We start from the raw sequence: 11,463 nt of genomic DNA, 5'->3' as shown, positions 1-11,463 counted from the left end.
CACAGGTCCGGCGCCGAAAGCGCGCGCGATCATAAGGGTTCCGCCCGACCTGTCCATCCCCGTTGGCCAACGGAGCGCCGGCGCGGCAGGCCTTGCCGAACCGGAACCCCATCGGCTAAAACGCGCCGGCGCTCGCCACCCGCCGCAGTGCCGAAAAAAGGCGCTACGGCCAACGGCCCCGGGCTCTTGAAGGCAAATGGACCCCCATGCGGACAACGCCGCCGATCGTCTTTCTTCACCTCTTCAAATGCGGCGGCACCAGCATCATCGACGCGATGGGACGGATCGTCGGCATGGAGCGGCTCTATCACGCCAAGAACCTTGAGCGGCTGCGGGCCGAGCTTGCCGATCCGGATGCGCCGGTCAACAAGGCGGCCGTCGTCGCCGGGCACATGCGCTCCGACCAGATCGCCGAATGGTTTGCGGGCGCACCTGTCTTCACCGTGCTGCGCGATCCGGTCGACCGCATGATCTCGCAATATTTCCACTTCCGCCGCGAGGGCGCCAGGCTGGCGGAGGATCGCGGTCCCGGCGACCGGACGCGGGGAAAGCCGGCCCATCTTTTCCGCTGCCAATTCTGCCAGGAGAACTCCTTCGGTGCGTTCGTCGCCGCAAGCGACCGTCGCCTGACGGCCTACACCCGCAACTACATGACGCGGCGAATCGCCGGACTGACCGGCCGGCAAAGCCGCCAGACCGGCGGCAGCATGCTCCAGGCGGCGCTCGCCATTTTGGAACGCCTTGCCTTCGTCACCACCACCGACCGGATCGACGAGGATTTTCCCGGCCTCTTCAAGGCGCTCGCCGAACGGCAGGGATGCGATACCAGGGCGGCGCGGTTTTCCCGTCCGGTGCGGCGGCGGCGCAACGTCTCCCACAACCGGCCGGGGGCCGCGCTCGACCTTTCGGCCGAAACGCTGAAGACCCTCATTGCCAACAACCGCGACGACCTGGCGCTTCATGCGGCGGCGCGGTGGTTCGATCCCGGCAGCGGCGACAGCTAAGGTCCTTGCCGGTCAGGCGGCGACCGCCTTGCCATCGAGATGCCGAAAACCGTACATAGGGAACTAGGTATCCCTATTCTCCATTCAAGGCGTGCGGCTCGACCATGCAGACGCTCGGTTCACCGTTTCAGATTTTTCTCAGGAACGTATGGTCGCTGATGCTGCGCGACATGCGCACCCGGTTCAGCGACCAGTCCCTCGGCTTCCTGTGGGCGGTGATGGAGCCGGTCGGCATGATCGCGGCGCTGGCTCTCCTGTTTTCCACCGGCCTGAAAGGTCGCGAGCCGGCGCTTGGCGAAAGCTACATCCTGTTCTTTGCCAGCGGCATGCTGCCCTATTCGGCCTACAAGTCTGTCACAGGTGCGATCAACCGATCGGCCAAGGGCAATCGCAACCTGCTGTTCTTCCCGATCGTCAAGCCGATCGATTCCTATGTCGCATCGGCTGTCCTTGAAACCACCACGATGGTGGTTGTCATGTCGGTGATCTTCGTCTCCTACCATGTGGCGTTCGGCGGTGGCCTGCCGGACAGCTTCATCATGACGATCGTACCGTTCATCTATGCCGCGCTGATCGGCTTTTCCATCGGCGTCTTCAATGTCTGCATCGGGTCGGTGTTCAAATCCTGGGTCAAGATCTTCAAGATGACGAGCCGGCCAATGTTCTTCATCTCTGGTATCTTCTTCATCGCGGAATCGTTGCCGCGGTCGATCCAGAATATTCTTTACTACAATCCGATCCTTCACATCACCGAGTGGACGCGGCAGGGATATTTCGCCGAATTCAACAGCGATTTCCTGGACCTTTATTATCTCAACGGCTTCACCATCTCGGCGCTGTTCATCGCGCTGGCGCTGGAGCGAACGATGCGGCCGCAGGTGCTGACGCGGATGTAGCGCGGGCGGGCCTTGCCCGGGACCGCGGGAGCCCGCATCGAAGTCCGGTTGCTCGCAGCGGCACGGAAAAAAGCCGTCCTTCGGTCGAACGCAAAGCGACGCGCCCGCATGTTCCGCGGACGCGCCGTCGATGTCCTGTCCGTGGTCCGGCTCAGTCGGCGTAGCGATCGATGTAGGTGTAGTACTTCGTGACCAGGGCCGTGTTCGCGGCCGTGCCGGTCCGATGACGCTTGTAGCGCGGGCCATTGTGATACCGATGATCCCGGGAGCGGCGGGCCTGGCGGAAGCGGCGGCCTTCGTGATGGCGGCCGAAGTGCCGGTGGCGCCGGGCGGTCCGGTAGCGGCGCGCAAAGGTGTAGCGGCGCGCCCCGCGTTCGCGGCGCAAACGCCGGTGCTTGCGCCAGTAGCCGACCTTCGTCGTCAGCGTTTCCGTCTCTCCGGCAGCGGCCGCGGTTTTGACCGCACTGCCGAGGCTGCCCATGGCGGCGCTTGCCGGCGCGGTGGCGCCGATTGCTGCTGTGGCGAAAACGAACGCAGTGACGATTTTCCCGAACGTGCGCATGGTCCCTAACCCCTTTGTGTCGCCGTGTCCCGGCGGTTTCGATGGTCAAGGAATAGGCGATGGCAGGCGCGCTCGTTGTGATGCCCGTCACCATCGGGCGGTTCTTTCCGCCGTGTCTGCGACAACGAAGAAGGCGGCACGGATCTCTCCGCACCGCCTTCCGAAGCGGGTTCGCAGGTGGCGACGGGTGCTACAGGAGCACGCCGCGCGCCTTCAGTTCGGCGATGATGACCTCGGCCAGTTCGGCCGGATCGGCCTTGGTGGTGTCGAGGTGCAGTTCGGCCGTCTCCGGCGGCTCGTAGGGCGAGTCGATGCCGGTGAAGTTCTTGATCTTGCCCTCGTCGGCCTTCTTGTAGAGGCCCTTCGGGTCGCGCTCGCGGCAGACCTCGATGGGCGTGTCCACATAGACCTCGATGAACTCGCCCTCCTCGACGATGTCGCGCGCCATCCGGCGCTCGGACCGGAACGGCGAGATGAAGGAGACGAGCACGATCTCACCCGCATCGACGAACAGCTTGGCCACCTCGGCGACGCGTCGGATGTTCTCCACCCGGTCGGCATCGGTGAAGCCGAGGTCGCGGTTGAGGCCGTGGCGGACGTTGTCGCCGTCGAGCACGTAGGTGTGCCGGCCCATCGCATGCAGCCGCTTCTCCACCATGTTGGCGATCGTCGACTTGCCGGAGCCGGAAAGCCCGGTGAACCAGAGGATGGTCGGCTTCTGGCCCTTGTGGATGCCCCTTGCGCTCTTGTCGAGATCGAGCGCCTGCCAGTGGATGTTGGTGGCCCGGCGCAGGCCGAACCAGACGAGGCCGGCGGCGACCGTGGCATTGGTCAGCCGGTCGATCAGCACGAAGGAGCCGGTATCGCGGTTGACCTCGTAAGGATCGAACGCGATCGGCTCGGACAGGGACAGGTTGGCGAAGGCGATCTCGTTGAGGTCGAGGGTCTTGGCCGCCAGGTGATCGAAATTGTTGACGTCGATCTTGTGCTTGATGTCGGTGATCGTCGCCGTGACGGTGCGCGTCCCCTGCTTGATGAGATAGGGGCGGCCCGGATAGAGCGGCGCGTCCGACATCCAGATGAGGTGGGCGGCGAACTGGTCGGAAACGTCCGGCCGGGCATCCGCGCCGGCGAGCATCTCGCCACGGGAGATATCGATCTCGTCCTCAAGCTCGACGGTGATCGCGTCGCCAGGGCCCGCCTCGATCAGGTCGCCGTCCATGGTGACCAGCCGCTTGACCCGCGACTTGCGGCCGGACAGCGCCGCGACGACCTCGTCGCCGGGCCGGATGCGGCCGGAGGCGATGGTGCCGGAAAAGCCGCGGAAATCGAGGTTCGGCCGGTTGACCCACTGGACGAACATGCGGAACGGCGAGGCCGCCAGATCGTTCTCGACCTCGACGGATTCCAGATGGTCGAGCAGCGCGGAGCCGGTGTACCAGGGCGTGCGCTCGCTGCGGGTCATCACATTGTCGCCGAAGCGCGCGGAAATCGGGATTTCGACGATGCTGTCGAAATCGAAGGAATCGGCGAACGCCCGGAAATCCTTGCAGATCTTCTTGAAGACGGCTTCGTCGAAATTGACGAGGTCGATCTTGTTGACGGCCAGCACCACATGGCGGATGCCGAGCAGCGAGACGATGAAGGCGTGGCGGCGGGTCTGGGTGGCGATGCCGTTGCGGGCATCGACCAGCAGCACCGCGACGTCGGAGTTCGAGGCGCCGGTCGCCATGTTGCGGGTGTACTGCTCGTGGCCGGGCGTGTCGGCGACGATGAACTTGCGCCGGTCGGTGGTGAAGAACCGGTAGGCGACGTCGATGGTGATGCCCTGCTCGCGTTCGGCCTCAAGGCCGTCGACCAGCAGCGCGAAATCGATGTCCTCGCCGACGGTGCCGTGGCGCTTGCTGTCGCGCTCCAGCGCGGCGAGCTGGTCCTCGAAGATCAGCTTGGTGTCGTAGAGCAGCCGGCCGATCAGGGTCGACTTGCCGTCATCGACGCTGCCGCAGGTGAGGATCCTCAAGAGCGACTTGTTTTCCTGGCGCTGGAGATACTCCTCGAACGCCTCGCCGGTGAGCTCCAGCGCTTCGTCGTTGGACGACGTGTTCGGCGTGTCCATCATCAAAAGTACCCTTCACGCTTTTTCTTTTCCATCGACGCGGAATCGTCATGGTCGATCAGCCGGCCCTGGCGCTCCGAGGTGCGGGCGATCAGCATTTCCTTGACGATCCCGGCCAGGTCGTCGGCCGGCGACTCGATCGCGCCGGTCAGCGGATAACAACCGAGGGTGCGGAACCGCACGAGCCGCATCTCCGGCTTTTCGTCGGGGCGCAGCTCCATGCGGTCGTCGTCGACCATGATCAGCATGCCGTCGCGCTCCACGACCGGGCGCTCGGCGGCGTAGTAGAGCGGCACGATCGGGATCTCTTCGGACATGATGTACTGCCAGATGTCGAGCTCGGTCCAGTTCGACAACGGAAACACCCGGATGGATTCGCCCTTGGCGATCCGGGCGTTGTAGATGTTCCACAGCTCCGGGCGCTGGTTCTTCGGGTCCCAGACGTGGTTGGCGTTGCGGAACGAGAATACCCGCTCCTTGGCCCGCGACTTTTCCTCGTCGCGCCGCGCGCCGCCGAAGGCCGCGTCGAAGCCGTGCAATGTCAGCGCTTCCTTCAGCGCCTCGGTCTTCATGACGTGGGTGTAGTAGGCCGAGCCGTGGTCGAACGGGTTGATGTTCTGGGCCTTGCCTTCCTGGTTAGTGTGGACGATCAGGTCGAGGCCGAGCCGTTTCACCGTGTCGTCGCGAAACTTGATCATCTCGCGGAACTTCCAGGTCGTGTCCACGTGCATCAGCGGGAATGGCGGCCTGGACGGATAGAACGCCTTCATCGCCAGATGCAACATCACCGAGGAGTCCTTGCCGATCGAATAGAGCATGACCGGATTGCGGAACTCGGCGGCGACTTCGCGGATGATGTGGATGCTCTCCGCTTCCAGCCGCTTCAGGTGGGAGGTGCGTGATACGGACACCGCTGATAAATCCTTCCTCAGTGACGAGACGCCTCGTTACGGCGCCTTCTGTCGAAGCTCTTTGTGTTCTTTGTTCGGCAAAACCGCCGTTTTGGTCACCTTTTCGCCGCAGCTGTGCGACGCAGGGACCGACAACGCGAGCAGCTGCAAATCCTCAGGCGCTCTCCGCCTCCTTGAAGGGGTCGAAGCCGCCGGCGGCGACGAACCAGGGATTGGCGAAATCGCTGTCGTCGGCCTGGTTGCGCTTGCCGTAGGTAAGGAGCGTGCCGTCGACCGTCGTCACCTTGCCGCCGGCCGCGCGCAGCACTGCATCGCCTGCCGCCGTATCCCATTCCATGGTGCGGCCGAGCCGGGGATAGAGATCCGCCTCGCCGCTCGCCACGCGGCAGAATTTCAATGACGAGCCGGCAGAGACCAGATCTGTGACCGTGAAGCGGTCGACGAATTCCCTCGTCTCGTCGGTCATGTGCGAGCGGCTGGCGACCGCGACGATGCCCTCTTGCGGCGCCGGGCGCACCGCGGTCGGGGCATAGGCGACCGGGCCGTCGCCCTCGACCCTGCCGATACGGGCGCCGCTTTCGCGACCGCCGGTGAAGATCAGGTTGCGCGCCGGGGCGTAGACGACGCCGAGAACCGGCACTCCGTTCTCCACAAGGGCGATATTGACGGTGAAGTCGCCGTTGCGGTTCAGGAACTCCTTGGTGCCGTCGAGCGGATCGACGAGGAAGAAGCGGTCCTTCAGCTCCGGGATCCGGCCGGCGGCAACGGATTCCTCGGCGATCACCGGAATGTCCGGCTGAAGGCTCGCGAGCCTCTCAAGGATCAGCGCCTCGGCCTTTTCGTCGGCCTCGGTAACAGGCGAATTATCGGATTTCACCCGGGCGTCGAAGTCCGTGCGGTAGATGTCCATGATCAGCGCGCCGGCGTCCAAAGCGATGCCGGCGAGCGCGTCGATCAGCGCGTCCTCAGTCAAAAGAAGGCCCCTATGTCTCTGGTCACGGGGCGTGTAGCGCATGCTGCCAGGGGGCGCAAGTCAGCGGCTTTTTGCCGATGGGCCGATTCCGGGAAAAGCGTTTCAGCTCGCCTTGGCGAGTCCGAGGTGCCGCTCCCACCGGAAGGCGTGCTCGACGATGGTGTCGAGGTCGTCATATTTCGGCGCCCAGCCGAGGGTTTTTCGGATCCGATCGGCGCCTGCGACGATTTGCGGCGAGTCGCCCGGACGGCGCGGCGCCAGCTTGACCGCGAAATCCGCGCCGGAAACGCGCTTGACCGCATCGACCACTTCCAGAACCGAAAATCCCTTGCCGTAGCCGCAGTTGAAGACCGCACTGCCCTCCCCGTTCCGCATGGCGCCCAGCGCCAGCAGATGGGCGTTAGCGAGATCGCTCACATGGATGTAATCGCGCACGCAGGTGCCGTCCGGCGTCGGGTAATCCGTGCCGTAAACGTCGAGATGGCTGCGCTTGCCGAGCGCGGTCTCGCAGGCGACCTTGATGAGATGGGTGGCGCGGGCCGTCGACTGGCCGGTGCGGCCCTCCGGATCGGCGCCGGCAACGTTGAAATAGCGCAGCGCCGTGTAGGTGAAATCGTGGGCGGCGGCGACGTCGGCGAGCATCATCTCCGTCATCATCTTCGACGTGCCGTAGGGCGACATCGGCGCAAACGGCGCCTTCTCGGTTACCGGCACCTCGGCCGGATCGCCATAGACGGCGGCGGTCGAGGAAAACAGGAAGTTCTTCACACCGGCGGCAACGGCGCTCGCCATCAGGCTGCGCGACTTCACCGTGTTGTTGAGATAGTAGCCGAGCGGATCGGCGACGGACTCCGGCACGACGATCGAGCCGGCGAAATGGATGATCGCAGAGACGTCGTGCCGGGCGACGATGCGCATCACCAGCGCCTCATCAGCCATATCGCCTCGGTAGAAGGCCGCCTCGGGCGCGACCGCCTCACGAAAACCGGTGGAGAGGTTGTCGAGAACGACCACGTCCTCGCCCGCCTCGACGAGCGCCAGCACCATGTGGCTGCCGATATACCCCGCACCGCCCGTCACCAGAACCGTCATGACCCGAACTCCCGAAAACACCCTGTTGCCTTTCCGCGGTCGATGTGCTGCCTCTTGCAATGGACAATCGGCAGTATCCGACCGGGCGTACGGGAACCTCCGGCCAAGAGCCGCGTTTTTATCGCGGCCGGCTATGGCAAATTCCCGAGCTCGTGGAGCATCTTCCGGTAAATTGTCTAAGAAAGTGTCATAGTTCGTGCGCAATAGCGGGGCACAAAGCCCATTCCTCGAAGATAGTCCGAACACTCACCAACCACGGTAAAGAACATGTCAACCAAAAAGCTGCGCAAAGCGGTGTTTCCGGTCGCCGGCCTCGGAACGCGGTTCCTGCCTGCGACCAAGGCCATGCCCAAGGAAATGCTGACGGTCGTCGACCGCCCGATCATCCAATACGTCGTCGACGAAGCGATCGATGCCGGCATCGAGCATCTGATCTTCGTTACCGGCCGCAACAAGAGCGTCATCGCCGACCATTTCGACATCTCGTTCGAGCTGGAACACACGCTGCGCGAACGCGGCAAGACCGAAGCGCTCGACATCGTCGAGGCCTGCCGCCCGCGCGCCGGCCGCACCAGCTTTACCCGCCAGCAGGAGCCGCTCGGCCTCGGCCACGCCATCTGGTGCGCCAAGGACATGATCGGCGACGAGCCGTTTGCCGTGCTGCTGCCGGACGTTCTGGTGCAGGCCGAGAAGGGCTGCCTGGCTCAGATGATCGACGCCTTCAACGAAACCGGCGGCAACGTCATCGCCGTCGAAGAGGTGCCGGAGGACCAGACCTTCCAGTACGGCGTCGTCGAAGTCGGCAAAGGCGGCTCCGACAAGGTTTTCCCGGTCACCGGCATGGTGGAGAAGCCGAAGCCGGGAACCGCGCCGTCCAACCTCATCATCACAGGCCGCTACATCCTGCAGCCGGAGATCTTCCAGTTCATCGAGGGCCAGGACACCGGCGCCGGCGGCGAAATCCAGCTTACCGACTCCATGCTGGCGCTGATGAAGACCCAGACCTTCACCGGCGTGAAGTTCGACGGCCGCACCTTCGACTGCGGTTCCAAGGTCGGGTTCCTGGCCGCGAACGTCGCCTATGCGCTCGCCCGCGGCGACATTGCGCCGGAGTTCCGCCCGGAACTGCAAGCGATCCTGGATCGCACCGGCTGAGGGATTTTTCCGAACGGGCATCAACCGCGAGACGCTGCGGGCGTTTGGAAACGATGGTCGTCAATGCCCTTTAAGATCGTGGCCGCTTAAGATCGGGCCTTTCTTGTGATCGGCGGCGCGGGGTTCTATGAAGGCTCCGCGCCGCTTTCGTTTTCCTCATTTTCCGCGGTCGCCCGTTTCAGATCGGGAGCGGTCCCATGACCCGTTACCTCGTCACCGGCGTTGCCGGCTTCATCGGCAACCACGTCGCGCTGCGGCTGCTGCAGGACGGTCACGAGGTCGTCGGCGTCGACCGGGTCGATGCCTACTACGACCCGACCCTGAAGGAGGCGCGGCTCGCCCGGATTGGCGAGGTGCCGAATTTCACGTTCTCGCGCACGGCGCTGGAAGATCGGGCGGCATTGATGGGCCTCTTTGAGACCCACCGCCCCCAGATCGTCATCAACCTCGCCGCCCAGGCGGGCGTCCGCCACAGCCTGGACGCCCCGTTCGACTATGTGCAGTCCAACCTCACCGGCTTCCTGTCGGTGCTGGAGGCCTGCCGGCACCATGCGGTCGACCACCTGGTCTATGCATCCAGCTCCTCGGTCTATGGCCTCAATACGGCGATGCCGTTTTCCGAACACCACGTCGCCGACCATCCGGTCTCGCTCTACGCCGCCACCAAGCGCGCCAACGAACTGATGGCGCATGCCTATGGCGACCTTTTTGCGATCCCGGCAACGGGGCTCCGGTTCTTCACCGTCTACGGTCCCTGGGGCCGGCCGGACATGGCGCTCTTCAAGTTCACCAAGGCGATCCTGTCGGGCGAGCCGATCGACATCTACAACCATGGCAAAATGCGGCGCGACTTCACCTTCATCGACGACATCGTGGAGGGCATTCTGAGGGTCGCCACGGTCACGCCGAAGCCCGATCCCGGCTGGGACGGCACCCACCCCGATCCGGCAACGAGCGGGCGCGCGCCGCACCGGGTCTTCAACATCGGCAATTCGCGGCCGGTCGAGTTGATGGACTATATCGAGGCGCTGGAAGCCGCCCTCGGCACGACCGCAAAGAAGAACTTCCTGCCGATGCAGCCGGGCGACGTCGCCGCCACCTATGCCGACACCTCCGACCTCGAAGCCGCCACCGGCTTTGCGCCAGGGACGCCGGTCACCGAGGGCGTTGCCGCCTTCGTTGCCTGGTACCGGAACTACTACAATGTCTGACGACCCCCGGCCGTTCGCGCGCGAGACGGTCTCCGTCGTCGGCCTCGGCTATGTGGGCCTGCCCGTCGCCGTTGCGCTTGCCGAGGGTGGCCACGACGTCGTCGCCTTCGACATAAAGAAAGATCGGATCGGCGAACTCGCGGCCGGCCACGACCGCACCGCGACCATCGAGGATGCGCGGCTAGCCGCCTCGGGCCTGAAATTCACCGACGATGCGGCCGCCCTTTCCCGCGCCGACATCCACATCGTCGCCGTGCCGACGCCGATCGATGCGGCGCGCCAACCGGATCTTTCTGCCCTCAAGGGCGCGACGGAGACGGTTGCCGGCGCGCTGCGGCCTGGCGCCATGGTCGTCTACGAGTCCACCGTCTATCCCGGTGCGACGGAAGAGGTCGCGGTGCCGATCCTGGAGGCCGTCTCCGGGCTTTCCTTCGGGCGCGACTTCGCCGTCGGCTATTCGCCGGAGCGGATCAATCCGGGCGATGCGGAGCACACTTTCGAGACCATTTCCAAGGTGGTCGCCGCCAGCTCGCCGGAAGCGTGCGACCGGCTCGCCGCACTCTACGGCTCGGTGATTGCCGCGCCGATCCACCGGGCGCCGTCGATCCGCGTCGCGGAGGCCGCCAAGGTCATCGAGAACACCCAGCGCGACCTCAACATCGCGCTGATGAACGAACTCGCCATGCTGTTCCACCGGCTCGGCATCGACACGGGAGACGTGCTCGCCGCCGCCGGCACCAAATGGAATTTCCTCAAGTTCCGGCCCGGCCTCGTCGGCGGCCACTGCATCGGCATCGATCCCTACTACCTCACCCACAAGGCGCTGGAGGTCGGACACCAGCCGCAGGTCGTCCTTGCCGGACGGGGCACCAATGAAGGCATGGCGGAGTTCGTGGCAACGACCGTGGTGCGCGAATGCGTGCGCCTCGGCTGCGAGCGCCCGCCACGGGTGATCGTCCTCGGTGCCACCTTCAAGCCCGATATTCGCGATATCCGAAATTCGAAGGTTGTCGATCTCGTCGCAAAGCTCACCGAGTTCGGCGCCGAGGTGGCGGTCGCCGATCCCAACGCCGACCCGGGGGAAATGCAGGCCGAATACGGGGTTAGCCTTCAGGAGCTTGGTGACATCACTCCGGCTGACGCCGTGGTGCTCGCGGTCGCCCACCAGGACTTCGTTTCCAATGGTGGCTGGGACGTCGTCGCACCGCTGTTGAAGGACGGCCGCGGCCTCGTCGCCGACCTTTCCGGTCGGCTGGACCGGGCGGCAACGCCGGAGGGCGTTACGCTTTGGCGGCTGTAGACTGCCTCTGAATACAACGATTTAGCGTCATTGCTGTGCGAGTTCAGATATTCGCTGATGGGATTGCGGAAAGGAGCGACCCATGCGCGACAACAGCTATGACCGGACGATTGAACGGAACTATGTTCAGAAGTGGCGTTTCCTGATCAGGGAATATGAGGAGGTGAAGGCCGGCCGGTCGTCGGCCTTTGCCACGGTCGGGGCCTTTTACCGCCACCACGGCACCTGCTCGCAGACCTTCCG

General features: G+C 64.5%; 10 protein-coding genes. 5 read left to right on the top strand and 5 right to left on the bottom strand.

The genetic code is table 11. The features are described from left to right. Positions 1-206 precede the first annotated feature (206 nt). Both CH339_RS17725 and CH339_RS17720 read left to right on the top strand, forming a co-directional pair. Positions 207-1,004, top strand: coding sequence for a sulfotransferase family 2 domain-containing protein (locus tag CH339_RS17725; RefSeq protein ID WP_111435715.1), 798 nt, complete (start codon positions 207-209; stop codon positions 1,002-1,004). Positions 1,005-1,108: 104 nt separating this feature from the next. Then, a complete protein-coding gene (locus tag CH339_RS17720; protein WP_111435714.1) occupies positions 1,109-1,900 on the top strand; it encodes an ABC transporter permease in 792 nt (263 codons plus the stop codon). A gap of 151 nt (positions 1,901-2,051) precedes the next feature. Here CH339_RS17720 and CH339_RS17715 read toward each other — a convergent pair whose 3' ends face one another. From CH339_RS17715 to galE, 5 genes are all read right to left on the bottom strand, one after another. Further along, complete coding sequence (locus CH339_RS17715) at positions 2,052-2,462, bottom strand: hypothetical protein (protein WP_146610226.1); 411 nt, start codon at positions 2,460-2,462, stop codon at positions 2,052-2,054. 190 nt (positions 2,463-2,652) lie between these two features. After that, entirely contained in the window at positions 2,653-4,581 is a 1,929-nt protein-coding gene (gene cysN, locus CH339_RS17710; protein WP_244669028.1) for a sulfate adenylyltransferase subunit CysN, read from the bottom strand. Continuing rightward, a complete protein-coding gene (gene cysD, locus CH339_RS17705) occupies positions 4,581-5,489 on the bottom strand; it encodes a sulfate adenylyltransferase subunit CysD (protein WP_111435712.1) in 909 nt (302 codons plus the stop codon). Before cysD ends, cysN begins: the two co-directional genes overlap by 1 nt. 154 nt (positions 5,490-5,643) lie before the next feature. Beyond that, positions 5,644-6,462 carry a 3'(2'),5'-bisphosphate nucleotidase CysQ gene (cysQ, locus tag CH339_RS17700; RefSeq protein WP_274609880.1) on the bottom strand — a complete coding sequence of 273 codons (819 nt, stop codon included), beginning with the start codon at positions 6,460-6,462 and terminating at the stop codon, positions 5,644-5,646. A 102-nt stretch (positions 6,463-6,564) separates the two neighbouring features. Beyond that, entirely contained in the window at positions 6,565-7,554 is a 990-nt protein-coding gene (gene galE / locus CH339_RS17695) for a UDP-glucose 4-epimerase GalE (RefSeq protein WP_111435710.1), read from the bottom strand. Positions 7,555-7,821: 267 nt separating this feature from the next. Between galE and galU the strand changes: the two genes are divergently transcribed. From galU to CH339_RS17680, 3 genes are all read left to right on the top strand, one after another. Further along, entirely contained in the window at positions 7,822-8,709 is an 888-nt protein-coding gene (gene galU / locus CH339_RS17690; RefSeq protein ID WP_111435709.1) for a UTP--glucose-1-phosphate uridylyltransferase GalU, read from the top strand. A 197-nt stretch (positions 8,710-8,906) separates the two neighbouring features. Beyond that, positions 8,907-9,920: an NAD-dependent epimerase gene (locus CH339_RS17685; RefSeq protein ID WP_111435708.1), complete on the top strand. Its 1,014-nt coding sequence runs from the start codon at positions 8,907-8,909 to the stop codon at positions 9,918-9,920. After that, positions 9,913-11,220: a nucleotide sugar dehydrogenase gene (locus CH339_RS17680; protein ID WP_111435707.1), complete on the top strand. Its 1,308-nt coding sequence runs from the start codon at positions 9,913-9,915 to the stop codon at positions 11,218-11,220. Before CH339_RS17685 ends, CH339_RS17680 begins: the two co-directional genes overlap by 8 nt. Positions 11,221-11,463 lie beyond the last annotated feature (243 nt).

The sequence above is a fragment of the Rhodobium orientis genome, from assembly GCF_003258835.1.
In the GTDB taxonomy this organism is placed as follows: domain Bacteria; phylum Pseudomonadota; class Alphaproteobacteria; order Rhizobiales; family Rhodobiaceae; genus Rhodobium; species Rhodobium orientis.
Note: the sequence above shows the minus strand (reverse complement) of the source record. Positions and strands in the feature narration are given on the sequence as shown.

Bases quoted from the DNA above. Each gene is read 5' to 3' on its own strand.
- CH339_RS17725 (WP_111435715.1), top strand. From the start codon at position 207: ATGCGGACAACGCCGCCGATCGTCTTTCTTCACCTCTTCAAATGCGGC.
- CH339_RS17720 (WP_111435714.1), top strand. From the start codon at position 1,109: ATGCAGACGCTCGGTTCACCGTTTCAGATTTTTCTCAGGAACGTATGG.
- galE (WP_111435710.1), bottom strand. From the start codon at position 7,554: ATGACGGTTCTGGTGACGGGCGGTGCGGGGTATATCGGCAGCCACATG.
- cysN (WP_244669028.1), bottom strand. From the start codon at position 4,581: ATGATGGACACGCCGAACACGTCGTCCAACGACGAAGCGCTGGAGCTC.
- galU (WP_111435709.1), top strand. From the start codon at position 7,822: ATGTCAACCAAAAAGCTGCGCAAAGCGGTGTTTCCGGTCGCCGGCCTC.
- CH339_RS17680 (WP_111435707.1), top strand. From the start codon at position 9,913: ATGTCTGACGACCCCCGGCCGTTCGCGCGCGAGACGGTCTCCGTCGTC.
- CH339_RS17715 (WP_146610226.1), bottom strand. From the start codon at position 2,462: ATGCGCACGTTCGGGAAAATCGTCACTGCGTTCGTTTTCGCCACAGCA.
- CH339_RS17685 (WP_111435708.1), top strand. From the start codon at position 8,907: ATGACCCGTTACCTCGTCACCGGCGTTGCCGGCTTCATCGGCAACCAC.